General features: G+C 73.5%; 15 protein-coding genes. 4 read left to right on the forward strand and 11 right to left on the reverse strand.

Translation table 11 applies throughout. The features are described 5' to 3' along the window. Nucleotides 1-90: 90 nt before the first annotated feature. Both B9L22_RS07660 and B9L22_RS07665 read right to left on the reverse strand, forming a co-directional pair. Nucleotides 91-999, reverse strand: a complete 909-nt coding sequence (locus B9L22_RS07660; protein ID WP_085387187.1) for a carbohydrate ABC transporter permease — start codon at nucleotides 997-999, stop codon at nucleotides 91-93. Then, a complete protein-coding gene (locus tag B9L22_RS07665) occupies nucleotides 996-1,895 on the reverse strand; it encodes a carbohydrate ABC transporter permease (RefSeq protein ID WP_053370706.1) in 900 nt (299 codons plus the stop codon). The genes B9L22_RS07660 and B9L22_RS07665 overlap by 4 nt, the downstream gene beginning before the upstream one ends. Before the next feature lie 627 nt (nucleotides 1,896-2,522). On the opposite strand from B9L22_RS07665, the gene B9L22_RS07670 reads away from it, so the two are divergent. Then, the gene (locus tag B9L22_RS07670; protein WP_255376890.1) at nucleotides 2,523-3,086 is read left to right on the forward strand and encodes a DUF6318 family protein; all 564 of its coding nucleotides are present in this window, start codon (nucleotides 2,523-2,525) and stop codon (nucleotides 3,084-3,086) included. Nucleotides 3,087-3,172: 86 nt separating this feature from the next. Continuing rightward, the gene (locus tag B9L22_RS19650) at nucleotides 3,173-4,012 is read left to right on the forward strand and encodes a hypothetical protein (RefSeq protein ID WP_143317161.1); all 840 of its coding nucleotides are present in this window, start codon (nucleotides 3,173-3,175) and stop codon (nucleotides 4,010-4,012) included. A 128-nt stretch (nucleotides 4,013-4,140) separates the two neighbouring features. On the opposite strand, the gene B9L22_RS07680 is transcribed toward B9L22_RS19650, so the two are convergent. Further along, entirely contained in the window at nucleotides 4,141-5,022 is an 882-nt protein-coding gene (locus tag B9L22_RS07680) for a DUF4352 domain-containing protein (protein WP_233139860.1), read from the reverse strand. Nucleotides 5,023-5,370: 348 nt separating this feature from the next. Between B9L22_RS07680 and B9L22_RS07685 the strand changes: the two genes are divergently transcribed. Beyond that, nucleotides 5,371-6,672 (forward strand): sensor histidine kinase, encoded by a 1,302-nt coding sequence (locus tag B9L22_RS07685; protein WP_086149890.1) that lies wholly within the window; start codon nucleotides 5,371-5,373, stop codon nucleotides 6,670-6,672. 132 nt (nucleotides 6,673-6,804) lie between these two features. Here B9L22_RS07685 and B9L22_RS07690 read toward each other — a convergent pair whose 3' ends face one another. The 8 genes from B9L22_RS07690 to B9L22_RS07725 form a co-directional block, all read right to left on the reverse strand. Beyond that, complete coding sequence (locus B9L22_RS07690; protein WP_086149891.1) at nucleotides 6,805-8,988, reverse strand: family 43 glycosylhydrolase; 2,184 nt, start codon at nucleotides 8,986-8,988, stop codon at nucleotides 6,805-6,807. A 174-nt stretch (nucleotides 8,989-9,162) separates the two neighbouring features. After that, nucleotides 9,163-9,744, reverse strand: coding sequence for a G/U mismatch-specific DNA glycosylase (mug, locus tag B9L22_RS07695; protein ID WP_086149892.1), 582 nt, complete (start codon nucleotides 9,742-9,744; stop codon nucleotides 9,163-9,165). Between the two features lie 21 nt (nucleotides 9,745-9,765). Then, nucleotides 9,766-10,419: a class II aldolase/adducin family protein gene (locus B9L22_RS07700; protein WP_086149893.1), complete on the reverse strand. Its 654-nt coding sequence runs from the start codon at nucleotides 10,417-10,419 to the stop codon at nucleotides 9,766-9,768. Next, nucleotides 10,416-11,666 carry a 3-oxo-tetronate kinase gene (gene otnK, locus B9L22_RS07705; RefSeq protein WP_086150216.1) on the reverse strand — a complete coding sequence of 417 codons (1,251 nt, stop codon included), beginning with the start codon at nucleotides 11,664-11,666 and terminating at the stop codon, nucleotides 10,416-10,418. Before otnK ends, B9L22_RS07700 begins: the two co-directional genes overlap by 4 nt. An 86-nt stretch (nucleotides 11,667-11,752) precedes the next feature. Next, on the reverse strand, nucleotides 11,753-12,760 hold the full coding sequence (locus B9L22_RS07710; protein ID WP_158097167.1) for a TRAP transporter substrate-binding protein: 1,008 nt from the start codon (nucleotides 12,758-12,760) through the stop codon (nucleotides 11,753-11,755). Between the two features lie 95 nt (nucleotides 12,761-12,855). After that, complete coding sequence (locus tag B9L22_RS07715) at nucleotides 12,856-14,112, reverse strand: TRAP transporter large permease (RefSeq protein ID WP_086149895.1); 1,257 nt, start codon at nucleotides 14,110-14,112, stop codon at nucleotides 12,856-12,858. 3 nt (nucleotides 14,113-14,115) lie between these two features. Continuing rightward, nucleotides 14,116-14,700 carry a TRAP transporter small permease gene (locus B9L22_RS07720; RefSeq protein ID WP_074803496.1) on the reverse strand — a complete coding sequence of 195 codons (585 nt, stop codon included), beginning with the start codon at nucleotides 14,698-14,700 and terminating at the stop codon, nucleotides 14,116-14,118. Further along, nucleotides 14,697-15,695, reverse strand: a complete 999-nt coding sequence (locus B9L22_RS07725; protein ID WP_086149896.1) for a zinc-binding dehydrogenase — start codon at nucleotides 15,693-15,695, stop codon at nucleotides 14,697-14,699. The genes B9L22_RS07720 and B9L22_RS07725 overlap by 4 nt, the downstream gene beginning before the upstream one ends. A 235-nt stretch (nucleotides 15,696-15,930) precedes the next feature. On the opposite strand from B9L22_RS07725, the gene B9L22_RS07730 reads away from it, so the two are divergent. Beyond that, complete coding sequence (locus tag B9L22_RS07730) at nucleotides 15,931-16,668, forward strand: FadR/GntR family transcriptional regulator (protein ID WP_158097168.1); 738 nt, start codon at nucleotides 15,931-15,933, stop codon at nucleotides 16,666-16,668. The last annotated feature ends 359 nt before the right edge of the window (nucleotides 16,669-17,027 follow it).

The following is a 17,027-nucleotide window of genomic DNA, read 5'->3' on the forward strand; positions in this document are numbered from 1 at the left end:
CTTCAGGTCGTGCACCGGGTGTCGGTGCGCTTCGAGGAACCCGGACCGCTGCGGGCGGGCCGGGGAGTCCGGTGGTCGGACGGGTGCGCGTCAGCCGGTGACGGCGCCCGCGGTGAGGCCCGCGACGAGGCGACGCTGCAGGACGAGGAAGACGACGAGGATCGGCAGCGTCACGACCACGGTCGCGGCGAGAAGCACGCCCCAGTTCGTCATGCCGTCGGTGTTCTGCAGCAGCGTGAGACCGACGGGGAGCGTCATCTTGTCCGGGCGGTCGATGACGAGGAACGGCCACAGGTAGTCGTTCCACTCCGTCACGACGGACACGAGCGCGACCGCCGCGAGCGTCGGCGTGCTCATCGGCACGACGAACCGCCACAGCTTGCGCCAGTGCCCCGCGCCGTCGAGCTCGGCGGCCTCGAGGATCGAGCGCGGCAGCGTGAGGAAGTGCTGCCGGAACAGGAACGTCCCGAACGCGCTCGCCAGGCCCGGCACGAGGATGCCCTGGTAGGTGTTGAGCCACCCGAGGCTCGCGACGAGCGTGTAGTTGGGGATGATCGTGATCTGCGGCGGGATCATGAGCGTCGCGATGACGAGCCCGAACACGACCTTCTTGAACGGGAAGTCGAGGAACACGAGCGCGTACGCGCACGTGAGGCCCAGCGCGACCTTGAGGCCCGCGCCCACGACCGTGATCCCGACGCTGTTGAGCAGCAGGCGCCCCAGCGGGATCGAGTCCGCGGCCTGCGCGTAGTTGTCGAGGTTCACGCTGCCCGGGAGCCACTGCAGCGGGACGGTGTACAGCTCGGCGGGCGTCTTCATGCTCGCGAGCACCATCCACACCAGCGGCGCGCCGAGCACGACGGTCGCGAGGACCAGGGCGAGGTACCCGCCCGGCTGGAGGGCACGGCGTCGGGCACGGGGTGCGCCCGACGCGCGGGGCGCGAGGGCGGCCGGCGTGGCGGGCGCCGTCTCGGGACGGGCGGGCGCGACGGCGCTCATGCGTAGTGGACCTTCCGCTGGACGAACCGCATCTGCACCGCGGTCACCGCGAGCAGCACGAGGAACAGGACCGTGGCGACCGCCGACGCGTACCCGGCACGCCCGTTGACGAAGCTCTCCTCGTAGATCGAGTACATGAGCGTCGTCGTCGAGCCGAGCGGGCCGCCCTGCGTCATCGCCTTGATGATGTCGAAGGACTGGAGCGACGCGAGGAGCATCGTCACCACGAGGAAGAACGTCGTCGGGGTGAGGAGCGGCAGGACGATCGAGCGCAGCGTCCGGGCCGACGACGCGCCGTCGAGCGCGGCGGCGTCCTTGAGGTCCTGCGGCACCGACTGGAGGCCCGCCAGGTAGATGAGGGCGACGTACCCGAGGTTCTTCCACAGGTAGACGACGACGATCATCACGAGCGGCCACGGGCGCTGCGTGTACCACTGCGGCGACGCGACGCCGACCCAGCCGAGCACCTCCTGGACCAGCCCGTAGCGCGGGTCGAACATGAACAGCCACAGGATCCCGACCGCGAAGCCCGACAGCACGTACGGCGCGAACGCGACGGTCCGGGCGACGCCGCGGCCCCTGAGGCGGCGGTTGAGCAGCAGCGCCAGGCCCAGGCCGAGGACCATCGCCCCGCCGACCGTGGCGAGCGTGAAGACGAGCGTCGTCGTGACGATGCGACCCGTCGTCGGGGCGGTGAACCACTCGACGTAGTTGCCCAGCCCGACCGGCCGCGCGACCGGCGACCCGAGGTTCCACTGGAGCGTCGAGAGGTAGAAGCTCTGGAGCAGCGGCCGGTAGACGAACACCAGCAGCAGCAGGACGTTCGGGCCCGCGAGCAGGAGCGCCCACAGCAGGTTCCGCCGACGGCGGCGCGCGCCCAGGCGGCTGCGGTGCAGCGTCTGGGGCTCGCGGTCGGTGCCCGACGACGTCGGGCCGGCAGGCGATCCCGGCGCGCCTGGGCGGGTCGCGCCCGGGCGGGTCGCGTCCGGGCCCGAGGCCGGGGTGGTGGCGCCCGGCGAGGCGCCGCGGGGCGCGCCCGAGGAGCCCGGGGACTCCGGGGTGAGAACGGTGGTCACAGCACAGGTCCGCTCGTCCGAGGGTGCAGGTCACGGCCGGCGCGGCACCCGTCCTGCGGGTGGGCGGCCACTCGGAGCATAGGAAGCGGAGGCGCCGGTTTTGTGCCGGAATGGGCAGGTGCGGGGACGGGCGTCGGGCAACGTTCACCGAGCCGTGCCCGCCGCGCCACCCGCACCTGTGGAGCGGTCACGTGGTGGACACCTCGTGACGCGTCGTCCACAGGGCGGGACGGGCGGTTCCGCGTCGCGCGGCGTTTCGCTAGGTTCGTGGCGTTCGCGCGGTGCCGCCCGGTCCGGGCCGCGCCGCCCGGTTCGCGGGCAGGGGGTCTGGTGAGTCGTAGGCGTCATGCGCCGGTCGGAGGACGACCGGCAGGAACGAAGGAGAGCGCCCGAGCGCTCCGGTCGAGGAGCAACGCCCGACGGCGAACGCTCGCCCTGGGCGTCGTCGTGACGGCCGGGTGCCTGGTCGCCGGGTGCACCGGCGGGGGCGAACCCGCACCGTCACCTCCGGTCGAGACGTCGGCCGAGCCGTCTGTCACGGAGACACCCGAACCCGAGCCGACCACGACCGGGCCGCCGAAGCCCGAACGACCCGCGGCCATGGATCGCGACGACGCCGAGGGTGCTGCTGCGGCGGCAGAGTACTTCCTCGAGCTCTACCCGTACGTCATGGCGACAGGTGACACGGCCGATTGGGAAGCGATGTCGCATTCGCAGTGCGACACCTGCTCAGATTTCCTCGAGCAAGCTCGCACGATCTCTCTCCGGGACGACGTATTCAGCGGGGGCACAGTCGCGGCAACAGTTGACGAACCTGGACGCTACGTGCGAGACGAGGCGACCGGGCTCCAACCACTCGACCTCACGTTCGAGCAAGAGCCCATATCGATCGTGGACAAGGACGGGGCGGAGGTCTTCTCTACGTCCATGGAGTCGGACACCCGGCGTGTCGAGATGGGGACCCTTGACGGCGAGTGGATCGTCGTCACGATCGGAGAGATTCCGTCATGACGGGTCTACCCCGTCGCAAGGCGCTTGTCGCGGGACATGTCGCGCTCGCGCTACTGCCCTCCGCGGGTGTCACTCTGGCCCCCAGCGTGCCCGCACCGGACTACGCGAGCGTGCGGGGCGCTTCGACAGGCAACAAGTTCATCGCGGAGGCAGAGTCCGCGACCCGCGGTGGCGGGACATACGAGACTGCTGGCGGGGAAGGTGACGTTGCGACGGAGCGGTACTACCGGTCTTCGCAGACAACCTGCGCGGTGTTCAACGGCCTCGACGACCCGACGTCAGATCTGTCTGGCCGATGCGCCGAATGGGAGCGGCTCGTCACCGAAGGGCTCGAGTGCGACGCGAACTCCTACTATCTGGGCGCGTTGTACCGGCAGACTCGTGAGATCACTGCAGACGGCACGCCTGGCGAGTGGTCGACAGCGGGCGCGCCCGTGGCCGACCAGTCGTGCGTGACGCCAGCTGACCTCGCGGACGAGGCATCGCGAGCCCTCGCCGCCCTGACGCTCGCGCCGTCGCCCGTCGTCGTGCAGCCGCCGGACGGCTGGACCGTGGTCAACGTGCCGACGATCACCTACACCGAGCCCGAGGAGCAGGTGCTCGACACGACGCTGCTCGGTATCCCGGTCCAGATCCGGGCGACCCCGCGGTCGTTCACCTGGGACTACGGCGACGGGAGCGGTCCGGTGACGACGACCGACCCGGGCGCCGCGTACCCGCACCACACCGTCGCGCACACCTACGACCAACCGGCGGACCGGGTGACGATCACGCTGACCACGACGTGGTCCGGGCAGTTCCGGATCACCGGCACGCCGAGCTGGACCGACGTCACGGGCACCGCGACGACGACGAGCGCAGCCGACCCGCTCCAGGTCTACGAGGCCAGGTCACGCCTGGTCACCGACGACCTGCCGGGCGGTTGACGCCCACCGCCGCGCACTCCTGCCCCCGGCGTCCGGGTGCGGGGTGCGCGGCGGTGCAGCGAGCGCGGGACCGTGTCCGTCCGTGGCTCCGGCACGTCGCGACGGCCCGGGAAGGCGCGCCCCGGCGATCAGCCGAGCGACACCTCGACCCCACCGGAGAAGAAGGAGTCGTGGAGCGTCACGCTCGCGGGGACGGCGTCGGCGGGGACGTCGAACACCACGGTGCCCTCGACGCTGTTGCCCGGGTTGATGTCGGTGAGGAACGAGTTCGCGTCTCCGAGGTAGATCGCCGCGCTGGTGTCCGCGGAGTGCTCGCGCCCGGCGGTGTCGACGAGCTTCTGGCTACTGCCGTCGAACATCTGCGCCTGGTCGCCGATGTTCGTCACCGTCACGTGCACGAGCACGAACTGGCCCTGCGCCTGCGCGTTGAGGAACTCGTCCCCGACCGTGGGGACCCCCGTCTCCACGGACGTCACGGTGAACTCGAACTTGCCGTCGCGCACCGGCGTGCCGACCGCGGCCGCCGCGGGTTCCGGAGCGGGCTCCTCGTCCGGCGCCTCGGGGGCGGGCTCGGCGGGATCCTGGGGGGCGCTCGACCCCGCGACCGGTGCCGGTGCCTCGGGCTCGTCCCCTCCCCCGCCGCCGAGCGCGGCCCCGATCACGGCGAGGATCACGACCACCCCGAGGCCCGTGAGGATCTTGTGCCGCGCGAACCAGCTCTTGCGCGGCGGGACGCCGGGCGCCTGCCCCGCGAACGCGGCCGCACCCGGCTGCCCCGGCTGTGCCGGAAAGCCCGACTGGCTCGGGATGCCTGGCTGACCCGGCTGACCCGGCTGACCGGCCCAGCCCGCCTGACCGGGGTGGGCGGCGTGCGGCATCGGGCCGGCTGCTCCGGGGGCGCCCGGCCCCAGGGGCGACGAGTAGGGCTGGCCCGGGGGCGGCGTCGGTCCGGGCTGGGCCGGGTACGCGCCGGGCTGGTTGGGGCGCTGGCCCTCGTGGGGTGCGGACATCGTGGTCTCCTCGGTACGTCGTGGTCGCTGCGTTCGAGGATGATCGTGGCCGCGCGGCACCGTCCGGCGGATCGCCCGACCGGCTCGTCCGGGCCGTCCGACCGGAGGAGATCCGGGCCGGTCGCGCGAGCCGGTCGGCGGAGGCCGGGCGTCGGCGCCCGTGCGTATGCTCGCCGCATGTACCCCCCGCCGCAGCAGCCGGGCGGCCCCGCGGTGCCGCCGGGCGCCGCGCCTCCACCGGGCTACCCGGCGCCCGGCCACCCGGGTGCCCCGCCACCCGGGTATCCCGGGCCCACCCGGCCGCCGACGCCGACCGGCCCGGCCGCCGCCGGTGCCCCTATCGGCCACGTGCCGCCGCACCCCGTCGGCGGCGCGCGCCCGACGGCGGCCCCCGCCCCCGGGCGGGCCCGGCGGTTCTGGTCGGTCGCCGGGACCGTGGGCGCGGTCGCCGCGACCTTCGGCGTCGGGATGATCAGCGCCACGTTCTCCTCGATGCGGCACGGCGACGCCATCACCGGGGCACAGCTCGCCTTCTACTTCCTCTGCCTGTTCGTGCTCTCCGGGGTGTGCGCAGCGGTGGTCTGGCGTGCGCGCTACCCGGTCGTCGTCTGCCTCGCCACGGCCGCGGCCGGGATCCTGACGCCCGTCGGTGCTCTCGCGCCTCTGCTTGCGCTGCCGTTCGTGCTCGCCCGCGAGCACCGGCGTCGGGTCGTCGCCGGGTGCGTGGCCGCGACCGTCCTCGCCGTCACGGCGTCGCTGTGGCGGGACGCTGCCCGCGACGGCGACGCCGTGATCTTCGCTGCGACGTCGCTCGAGGACGGCAGCAGGTCGTACCTCGGGGCGGTCGGCTACGTGGTCATCGGCGTCCTGGCGATCGCGGCGTCGCTCGGCGCGGGGCTGGTGCGACGCTACGCCGGGCAGGCGCACGTCGCCCAGCAGACCGCCGCGGTGGAGACCCGTCGCGCCGAGACGCTGCGCACGCACGCGGAGGACCTGCGCAGCCAGACCGACCACCTGCGCACCGAGCTGTCGCGGCAGGACGAGCGCGAGCTCATCGCGCGCGAGATGCACGACACCGTCGCGCACAACCTGTCGGTCATGTCGCTGCAGGCGTCGGCGCTCGAGGTGACGACCGAGGACCCGGAGGTGGCCGACGCCGCCCGGACCATGCGCTCGTCCGCCCACCGCGCGCTCGAAGAGATGCGGGCGCTCATCACGTCGCTGCGCGACGGCGCGGAGCAGTACACGGGCTCCGCCCCGGCGCTCGGCGACCTCGCCGCGCTGCTCGACGAGGCTCGCTCGTCGGGCGTCGACCTCGCCGCGACGGTGTTCGTCACGGACGCGGACTCCGCGCCGCCGGCGCTCACGCGCGCGGTGTACCGGGTGGTGCAGGAGGCTCTGACGAACGTGATGAAGCACGCCCCGGGCGCCCGCGCGGACGTCGACGTGCGCGCCCGGCCCGGCGACGGCGTCGACCTCACGGTCCGCAACGCGCTCACCGCGGACGCCCTGGGCGTCCCTGGCAGCGGCACCGGGATCGTCGGGATGCGCGAACGCTGCGAGGCGCTCGCCGGGACGTTCTCGGCGGGCGTCGAGGACGGCCGGTTCGTCGTCCGGGCCCACCTGCCGTGGGACCGTCCCCGGGACTGACCGCCGCAGGATCCCCCGCCCCGACCCGGTGGCGCAGCCCTGGGCGCACGAACCTGTCGCTCCGGCCCGGACGCACGACCGCGGTGCCGCCCATCGGCCGGGCGGCACCGCGGTCTGCTGGTCAGGAGGCGGCTACGCGCAGGTGAGCGCGTCGTACGCGGCCGTCACCTCCGTCGTCGTGCCGGCGACGTCGGTGACCGCGACGAGCGCCTCGCCCGCCTCGAGCGCCCCGCCGCGCACCTTGAACGACTGGTACGCGCTCTTGCCCGGGTCCACCTGGGCGAACGCCCGCTCGCCGTGCGGGGTGGTGAGGGCGACGGCGACGGTCTCGTCGCCGTCGTTCGTCGCGCGGACGGCGAGATAGGGCGTGCCGCCGAGGCAGCGGGGCTGCGCGGTGACGGTGACCTGCGGGTCGACGGGCGGCGCCTCGGCCGGGAAGACGTCGAGCGCGTCGAGCTCCGTGTACCAGGTGAGCTTGGTCAGGGTGACGGTGTTCCACCCCTGCTGGAGCTCGACCTGGTGCGTGACGGACTGCCAGTTGCCCCACGTGGTGTGCGGGAAGGTGACGACCCCGGCGTCGGCGCCGTTCACCGTGACGGTGCTCGACGACGGCAGCGTGTAGCCGCCGCGCTCAGAGCCGTTCGCGAACCGCACGCCGAGCGTGTACGGACCGGCCTCGTCGGCGTAGACCTGGAGGGCGACGGAGCTGTCGAGGAAGTCGAGCCCGCCGACCTTCTGCCCGCCCGACGCCCCGGCGGCGCTCCCGACGGAGCCGCGCGTGATGACGCCGTCCTCGAACTCGTACCGCGTCGCGTCCGACGGGATGACCGGCGGGGCCGACGGGCGCGGGTCGCGCGTCGCGGGGTAGACGTCGAACGCGTCGAGCTCGGTGTAGAACGTCGCGCGCGTCAGCGTGATCGTGTTGGTCCCGGCGACGAGGTCGACGAGGTGCTCGGACGTCTGCCAGTTGCCCCACGTGGTGTGCGGGAAGACGACGGTCTCCGTCACCGTGCCGTTCACGGCCAGCGTCCCGGTGGACGGGACGCGCGCCGCGCCGTCCTGCGAGCCGTTCGCGAACCGGATGCCGAGCAGCGCCGGCCCGGCCGCGTCGGCGTGCACCTCGACCGTCACGGAGGAGTCCGCGAAGTCCAGGCCGCCGACCTTCGCCCCGCCCGACGCCCCGCCGTCGGCCACGACGCGCGCGTTCGTCACGACGCCGTCCTCGGCCTGGTAGCGGTCGGACGCCTGCGGGACGGACGGGACGCCGTCGGCCGACCACTCGAGGTCCGCGACGTACATCGCGCGGTACGTGAACGCCGCGTTCCAGCCGTGGAAGACGATCGCGTCCGAGCCGTCGGGTGCGGTGACGACGTCCTGCCCGCCCGGGCCGCGCACGTCGCCCTGGAAGCGGTCGCTCGTCATGAGCTCCGTCGTCGCCTTGGTCCACGGCCCGGCCAGGCTCGGCGCCGTCGCGTACGACGTGCGGTACGCGCCGCCGTAGAAGTCGTTCGCGGAGTAGAAGAGGTAGTAGGTGCCGTCGCGCTCGACGACGGTCGGCGCCTCGACGACGCGGCCCTCGTACGCGGTGTTGACGCGGATCAGCTCGGTGGCCGGCCCGGTGAGGGTGGTGCCGTCGGGCGACAGCGGCTGGGCGAAGATGATCGCCGTCTTGCCGGTGCAGCAGTTCCCGTCGGCCTTCCACAGCAGGTAGAGCTGGTCGCCGTCGACGAACGTCCCGGCGTCGATCGCTCCCCCGAGGTCCTCGGTGCCGTCCTCGCCGTTGGGGCAGACGAACGGGTCGTCGCCGACGGGCTCGAACGGGCCCTCGGGCGAGTCGGCGAGCGAGAGGCCGATGCACTGGCGCGGCGACGTTGCGTCGCGCGCCGTGTAGTAGAGGGCGTACCCGCCCTCGACCGCGGCGACCTCGGGCGCCCACACGCAGCGGTCCGTCGCGCCGCCCGGCGAGAACGTGCACGCCTCGCTGACCCACGCGCCGAGGTCGGGCGCGACGTCGGTCGGCGCGCTCCACGTGACGAGGTCCGTCGAGGTGCGGTGCTGCACGTTCCGGCCCTGGTCGTTCGTCGCGTAGGCGTGGTACACGCCGTCGACGAGCAGGACGTCCGGGTCGGGGAAGTTGGCGTCGACGACCGGGGCGATCGTCGGGGCGACGGCGGTCGAGGCTGCGGTGGGCGCAGCGGGCGCCGCCGACGGGGCGGCGGTCGCGGCGGCAGCGCCCGAGACCACCAGCCCGAGCGCGACCAGCGCACCCGTGACAGCGGTGGCACGCGTGCGCGCCCGGGACAGGGAGAGCTTCATGGGGTGTCTCCTCGACGGTGAGGGGGCAAGAACCCGGGACGGCGTCGACCTCGGGACCTCGAGTCTCCCGGGCCGATTCACACAAGTCAACAACTTCTCGCAAGAGTCAACAAGCAAGATGTCACGGCCGAGGCGCGCACGGGCGGCGACAGCTCGGCTCTCCCCGCGCGGCGCTCAGGTCCGACGGCGGTCCGGCAGCCCCGCAGCGACGCGCAGCTCTGCGTACGCCGCGCCGAGCGTCGCGACCGTGTGGTGCGCGTTGAGACCGCTCGGGTTCGGGAGCAGCCACGCCCGCGCGGGGCCGACGCGACGCTCCAGCGGGCCGGTCGCGGCGCGACGGTCCGCGAAGGCCGTGCGGTACGCGCCGAGGCCGAGCACCGCGACCCACCGCGGCCGGTACGTCTCCGCCGTCTCGACGAGGCGGCGTCCGCCCCCGACGATCTCCTCCGGCGTCAGCTCGTCGGCGCGGGCCGTGGCCCGGCGCACGACGTTCGTCATGCCGAGCCCGGCGGCCAGGAACTCCTCACGCTCCCACGGCCCGAGCACGCGGTCGGTGAAACCCGCCTCGTGCATCGCCTTCCAGAACCGCGTTCCCGGGTTTGCGAAGGGCAGCCCGACCGCCGCCGAATACAGCCCGGGGTTGATCCCGCAGAACAGCACGTCGAGGCCCGGCCGCAGCCAGTCCTCGATCTCACGGCCGCGCGCGGCGGCGAGGTCGTCGGCGGTCGGGCGCGCGTACGGCGGGTCGGTCGGCACCGGACCATCCTCGCCCGGACGTCAGCCCCAGGGCTGCCCGTACGCCTCGACGAGCTCGCGCACCTCGTCGTCGGTGAGGAGCCGCGCGTCGAGCCGGTCCCCGAGCAGCAGCCGGACGCGCGCCGCCTCCTCGATCTCGACCGCGCGGTCGACGGCCTCCGCGACCGTGCGCCCGGCAGCGATCGACCCGTGGTTCTGGAGCAGGGCGCCGTGGAAGCGCAGCGCGCTCCCCCGCACCCGCTCGGCCTGCGCCGGGTCGCCCGGCGCGGCGTACCGCACGAGCGGCACGTTGCCCACGCGCATGACGACGTACGGCGTGACCGGCGCGAACGCCGTGTGCTCGCGCCACGGAGCGAGGCACGACGCCGCGACGGCGCTCGGCGAGTGGAGGTGCACGACGCAGCGGTACTCCGGGTCGCGCGCGTACATCGCGAGGTGCAGCGGCCACTCCTTGGTGGGCCGCGGCGTCGGGCCGTCGCCCTCGGTGATCGGGGTGCCGTCGAGCGTGGTGCGGGCCATCTGCTCGGCGGTGAGGGTCGCGAGGGACGTGCCGGTCGCGCTCATGCGCACCTCGTCGCCGACGCGCACGGACACGTTGCCCGACGTCCCGGGCGACATCCCGCTCGCGGCGAGACCCCGCCCGGCGGCGAGCAGCTCCTCGACCAGGTCGCTCATGCGAGCTCCTCCCACGCGGTGACGAAGAGGTCCTCGGTGCCGAAGTTGCCGGACTTGAGGACGAGGTTGACGTCGTCGGCTCCGCGGCGGCGACCGCGCAGCCAGGACACGCCCGGGCTCAGGAGCTGCCCGACCTCGAGCACGTGCACCCCGAGCCCCTGGACGACGCTGCCCGACGTCTCGCCGCCCGCCACGACGAGCTGCGTCGCGCCCGCTTCCGCGAGCCGCGGCGCGAGCGCGGAGAACAGCCGCTCGACCACGGCGGGGGCGTCGGCGGTCACCGCACGCCCGCGCGCGACGTCGTCCGGCTCGCCCACGGAGTACACGAGCACCGGCCGGTCGGGCTGCTCCGCCCAGCGCTCGCGGGCCCACGCGAGGAGCCGCTCGACCTCCGCGCCGGGGTCCGCGAGCGCCGCCGCGACGTCGACCTTCTGGTGCGGCAGGTGCGGCAGGGCCGCCCGGACCTGCGCCTGGGTGGCGCGCGACGCGCTGCCCGCGAGCACCGCGCGTCGACCCGGGACGGCGGCGATGTGGCCGAGCGTCGCGCCCGTCGGGTCGAGGCCGAGCGCGAGCCCGGAGCCACCCGTGACGAGCGGGGCGTCGGACGTCGCGCGGGCGATGACGGCGAGGTCGTCGTTGTCGATGCTGTCGACGACGACGTACCTCGCGCCGCCCGCCTCGGCCGCGACGATCGCGCCCCGCAGCGCCTGCTCGCCGGCCCGCACGACGCCGACCGGCACCTCGGCGACCGGGTGCGCGGTCTGCGCCGCGAGGAGGTTCGCGACGCGCGAGTCCCACATGGGGTTGAGCGGGTGGTCCTTCATGGGGCTGCGGTCGAGCGGCTCGTCCCCCACGAACAGGTGGCCGCGGAAGACGGCGCGGCCCGCGTCCGGGAAGCCCGGGACGACCACGGCGCTGCGCGCGCCGGTCTCCTCCAGCAGCGCGTCCGCGACGGGCCCGATGTTGCCCTCGGGCGTGGAGTCGAACGTCGAGCAGTACTTGTCGTAGACCTGCGTGACGCCGAGCGCGGCGAGCGCGCGGTAGGCCGCGCGCGCCTGCTCCACGGCCTGGGGTGCGGGCACGGAGCGGATCTTCAGCGCGACCACGACGGCGTCGTGGTCGGCGAGGTCCGCGAGGTCGTCCGGGCCCGGGACGCCCAGCACGACGGCGGTCCGCAGACCACGCGCCCTCCAGTTGCCGGCGAGGTCGGTGGCCCCGGTGAAGTCGTCGGCGATCGCGCCGCGCATCGGTGTCTCCTCTCGTGGGTCGGGTCGTCGGTCGTCGCGGGCGGCGCGGTCGACGCGCCGGCGCGGCTCGGGGCCGCGGTACGGCGTCACGCGTCGCCCGAGCGGATGCGCTCGGCCCACTCCACGACCTGGGGGTCGACGTGGTCGAGCACCTCGGACGAGGCCTCGGCCCACTCGGCGCGGTCGATCTCGTGCAGCTCGACGCCGCGCTCGACCAGGAAGTCGACGTTCTCCTGCCGCTCGGCGATCGACGTCTCGCGGTACCAGGAGGAGACGTCGTCGATCTCGGCGTCGACGATCGCGCGGAGGTCCTCGGGCCAGCCCTCGTAGGCGTCGGCCCAGACCTGGAAGTGGAAGTTGCCGAACACGTGCTCGGTGAGGGTGACGTGCGGCGCGACCTCGTAGAACGAGTTGAACCGTACGACGTCGATCGGGTTCTCCTGGCCCTCGACCGCGCCCTGCTCGATCGCGGGGAAGACCTCGCTGAGCGCGAGCGGCATGGGGCTCGCGCCGAGCGCGTGCCACGTGTCGAGGTAGGTCTGCTGGGTCGGGACGCGCAGCTTGAGGCCACGCGCGTCGGCGAGCTCGGTGACGGGACGCTGCGTGTTGAGCACGCGCCCGCCGCGGTACATCTGGCCGAGCAGCAGGAACCCGGAGTCCTCCCGGATGGCCTCGATGATCTCGTCGCCGAGCGGGCCGTCCCAGACCTCGAGGAACTGGTCCTCGTCCTCGTAGAGGAACGGCACGCCCTCGATCGCGGCGAGGTCGGTGTAGCGCTCGAGCGAGCCGACGGACTCGACGACGATGTCCACCGCCCCGAACTCCAGGCCCTCCTGCATGTCCTCCCAGCTCCCGAGCTGGGAGGCGGGGTAGACCTCGATCGTCACGCGGCCGTCGGAGGCGTCGGCGACCTGCGCGGACAGCCGGTTCGCAGCGCGGTCCTGCAGGCTCCCGGCGCCGTACGAGTGGCCGAGGCGGAGCAGCAGGTCGGGCTCGGGGTCGGTCGTCGTGGCCGTGCAGCCGCCGAGGGCGAGCGCGCTCGCGACGACCAGGGCGGCGACGCGACGGTGCGGCGCGGTGGTTCTCTTCCCCACGGGAAGCTCCTTCGTGTGCGGGGCGGGCGAGGGCGCGGGACGCCCTCGCCCGCCGGGGTGCTGGTGCCGGTGGCGGGTGTCGACCGTCGCGCCGGCTAGTACATGCCGGTGAGGACGGGGACGTACGTGACGAGGAACAGCAGGGCGATCGAGACGCCGAGCCACGGGAGCATGTCGCGCAGCGCCCGTTCCGCCGAGATCCCGGCGATCCGGCTCGTGATGAGCAGGTTGATCCCGACGGGCGGCGTGATGAGCCCGATCGCGAGGTTGATGACGACGATGAGCCCGAAGTGGACCGGGTCGACGCCCGCGGCCGTGACGATCGGCAGGAGGATCGGCGTGAAGATGATGATCGCCGCGTTGCCCTCGACGACCGTGCCGATGAGCAGCAGGATCACGTTGGCGACGAAGAGGATGAGCAGCACGTTGTCCGTGAGCCCGAGCACGGCGTCGGCGACGATCTGCGGCGTGCCGCCGGTCACGAGCGCCCACGAGTAGGCCTGCGCCATCGCGATGATGAGCATGATCGCGGCGACGAGCATCGTCGTCTCGCGCATCGCCTTGACGACCCGCTGCCAGGACAGCTCGCGGTAGACGAGGACGCCGAGGATCACCGCGATGAGGACCGCGACCGCGCCGCCCTCCGTCGCGGTGAAGACGCCGAGCCGGATGCCGCCGAGCACGACGACCGGGATGAGCAGGGCCGGGAGCGCCTTGGCGGCGGTGCGCACGAGCTCGCGCGCGCCCACGCCGCGCTCGGCCGGGTAGCCCTTCTTGCGGGCGACGAGCCAGCCCGTGACCAGGTAGACGAGGCCGAACCCGAGGCCGATGTAGAGGCCGTGGAAGAACAGCGCGCTGATCGAGACCTCGGCCGCGACGCCGTAGATGATCATCGTGATGCTCGGCGGGAGCACGAGCGCGACGATCGACGCCGTCGCGGTGACCGACGCCGCGTCGCCGGGCGCGTAGCCGCGGCGCAGCATCTGCGGGATGAGGAGGCGGCCGACCGACGACGCGTCCGCGACCGCCGAGCCGGACATGCCGCCGAACGTGATGTTCGTGAGGACGTTGACGGCCGAGAGCCCGCCGCGGATGCGGCCGACGATCGCGTAGGCGAAGTCGATGAGGCGCTGGGTCACGCCGCCCGCGTTCATGAGCGACCCGGCGAGCACGAAGAGCGGGATCGCGAGGAGCGGGAAGGAGCGCATCCCGGCGACGAACCGCTGGGCGCCGACCTCGGGCGGCACGCCCTCGGCGGCGAGGCTCGCGAACGAGGCGAGGCCGACGGCGACGCCCACCGGGGCGCCGATGACGAGGATGAGGAGGAGGAGCCCTCCGAGGATGAGGGGCATGGGTCAGACGTCCTTGTCCTGGGAGGTGGGCGCGACGAGCTGCTCCGCCTCGGCGATGTTCGCCTCCACGGCGTCGTCGGGGGTGTCGAAGTCGCCGCGGAGCGCCTCGACGAGCTTCTCGACCGCGTAGACGCAGGAGAAGCCCATGCCGATCGGCACGACGACGTACATGGCGAGCAGCGTGATGTCCGTGCCCGTCGCGATGGTCAGGCCGGTCATGAGCTGGCGCGCGCCCGTCGGGAGCATCATCGCGGCGTAGACGGCGACGAGGCCGAACAGGCCCGCGGAGAGTGCGTAGCCGAGCGCGACGAACGCGCGGCGCACCTTCCCGCGCAGGCGGTCGAGGAGCAGCGTCACCGCGATGTGCTCGCTGCGGCGCACCGCGACGGGGATCGCCGTCATGACGCACCAGACGAACGCGAGGGTCGCGAACTCCTCGGACCACACGGTCGGGCTGTTGAGCACGTACCGCATGAAGACCTGGAGCACGAGGACGGCGCTCACGAGCGTGATCGCGACGCCCGAGACCACGAACAGCGCGCGCTCGGCGCCGGACAGGACGCCGCGGACGGCGCGGGCCGCGCTCACGGGACCATCACCAGCTTGACGATGTCGCCCGGCCCCTCGGCGGCCATGGTCGTCGTGATCGCGGCGCCCTCCTCCAAGGAGGTCGTGCGGGACACGAGCACGTCGGCGAGCCCGGGGTGCCGCGCGAGGACGTCGAGCGCGGTGCGGAAGTCGTCCTTCGTGTACATGGCCGTGCCGAGCAGGGCGATCTCGCGCACCTGGAGCTGCCCCACCGGGACCGGAACGGGCTGGTTGAACACCGCGACCTGGACGATCGCCCCACCGGGCGCGACGGCCCCGAACGCGCGCTCGACGAGCGCGGGCACGCCCGCGGCGACGAAGACGGCGTCGTACGAGCCGGGCTCGAGCGCGGCGTCGGGCCGGTGGACGCCCGTCGCGCCGACCGCGCGCAGCACCTCGTGGACGTGCTCGCGCGGCTCGACGACGTCGACCACGGTGCTGCCGCCGTCGGCGAGGACGCGCGCGACGAGCGCGCCGATCGTGCCGCCGCCGAGCACGAGCGCGCGCTCGCGGCGCCGCTCCCCCAGCTGCGCGACGGCGTGGGCCGCGACCGCGACCGGCTCGGCGAGCGCGAGGTGCTCGTCCGCGACGCCGTCGGGCGCGGGGACCAGCGTGTACGCGGGCACGACGACGTGCTCGGCGAACGAGCCGTCCCACTCGGCGACGCCGAGCATCTGCTTGCTCGCGCACAGGTGGTAGCCGCCCGTCGTGCACAGGTCGCACGTGCCGCACGGGCGCTGCGGGTCGACGACGACGCGGTCGCCGACGGCCACGTCGGCGACGCCCGGGCCGACCTCGACGACGCGGCCACCGGCCTCGTGGCCGGAGATCAGCGGCGGGACGCGGAACGGGTGGGTGCCGCGGAGGGCGGCCAGGTCGGAGCCGCACACCCCCGTGGAGGTGACGGCGAGGAGGACCTCGCCGGGGCCGGGGACCGGGCGCGGGATGTCGACCACGTGGGCGGTCCCGGACGTCTCGAATCTGATGGCGCGCATCGTGGAACAGCTCTTTCCCCGCGACTGGGAAGCCGCGTTGCTCTGCGTGCGGGTGAGGGGAGACCTGCCGGCACGGGTGCCCGACGTCGGACGCTCGGCTCAGCAGGTTGAGTGACTGTATCCTGTCATACCAGTTGAGCCAACCCCGTCTCACGACCGTGAGCATCGACCGCGTCCGGGCAGGTCGTGGCCCCCGTGAGGCAGAATGGCGCGGTCGTCACCCCGAGGAGGAACGGTGCCCGAGCCTGATGCGACGCTGCCGACGAGCGGCATCGTGCGACAGCGCCGACTGTCCGACCAGGTCGCCGACGCGATCCGCGACGACATCCTCGCGCGCGAGCTCCAGCCCGGCGACAGGCTGCCCTCCGAGCGCGAGCTCTGCGAGTCCTACGGCGTCTCCCGCACCGTCGTGCGCGAGGCCGTCCGCGCCCTCACCGCCAAGGGCATCGTCACCGCCACGCCCGGCTCCGGCCTCAGCGTCGGGCGCACCAGCATCGACGACGTCGGCCAGATGCTCCAGATGTTCCTCCACCACGGCCCCAACGTGCCCTACCTCCAGCTCCACGAGGTCCGCGCGACGCTCGAGGTCGCCGTCGCCGGCATCGCCGCCGAGCGCATCGACGACGCCGCGCTCGCCGGCCTCGCCGACCTCGTCGACCAGCTCCCCGGGCACGCCGACGACATCGTCGCCGCGTCCAAGAACGACTACGCCTTCCACCGCGGCCTCGCCGTCGCGACCGGCAACGACTTCTTCGTCATGCTCTACGACGTGCTCGGCGAAGGGCTCATGGAGACGCGCATCGCCACGTTCTCCTACGACCCGCGCCGCATCGACGTCGTCACGCGCGCGCACCGCGCGATCGTCGACAACCTCGACGCGCACCGCGCCGACGGCGCCCGCGCCGCGATGCTCGACCACCTCACCGAGGTCCGCGAGACCTGGGTGCGCCACCAGGACGGCGCACCGGCCTGATGGTGGTCGCAACGGAGCACGGGGAGACCGGTGAGCAGTTCGCGGCAGTGGTCGAGCGTAAGCTCGACCTCGCACAACTCCTCGCGCAAGGCCTGCCGACCCCGAGGTCGCGCAGCCGCTCTACGCCATCGGCGCGGCAGTCAAGGCGCGCCTCACTGTGGCGAGCGCGAAGTTGGGCGATGCGAACCGCATGCAGGTCGTGGTGATCGTGTCGCAGCTGGCCAAAGCGGGGATGACCACGCCAACGTCTGGGACGGAGAAGCTCCAGCCCTGTTGCCGCGCCGCCCCGCGAAGTGGCGCCCAACGAGAACAAAGACCCTGCCCCGCCTTCCCGGGTACCGTGTCACTCTCAGGGATGC

This window comes from Cellulosimicrobium sp. KWT-B (genome assembly GCF_002127155.1).
Taxonomy (GTDB): Bacteria; Actinomycetota; Actinomycetes; order Actinomycetales; family Cellulomonadaceae; genus Cellulosimicrobium; species Cellulosimicrobium funkei.

Coding starts and splice junctions, on each gene's coding strand:
- B9L22_RS07660 (WP_085387187.1), bottom strand. CDS start 999: ATGAGCGCCGTCGCGCCCGCCCGTCCCGAGACGGCGCCCGCCACGCCG.
- B9L22_RS07680 (WP_233139860.1), bottom strand. CDS start 5,022: ATGTCCGCACCCCACGAGGGCCAGCGCCCCAACCAGCCCGGCGCGTAC.
- B9L22_RS07690 (WP_086149891.1), bottom strand. CDS start 8,988: ATGAAGCTCTCCCTGTCCCGGGCGCGCACGCGTGCCACCGCTGTCACG.
- B9L22_RS07700 (WP_086149893.1), bottom strand. CDS start 10,419: ATGAGCGACCTGGTCGAGGAGCTGCTCGCCGCCGGGCGGGGTCTCGCC.
- otnK (WP_086150216.1), bottom strand. CDS start 11,666: ATGCGCGGCGCGATCGCCGACGACTTCACCGGGGCCACCGACCTCGCC.
- B9L22_RS07715 (WP_086149895.1), bottom strand. CDS start 14,112: ATGCCCCTCATCCTCGGAGGGCTCCTCCTCCTCATCCTCGTCATCGGC.
- B9L22_RS07725 (WP_086149896.1), bottom strand. CDS start 15,695: ATGCGCGCCATCAGATTCGAGACGTCCGGGACCGCCCACGTGGTCGAC.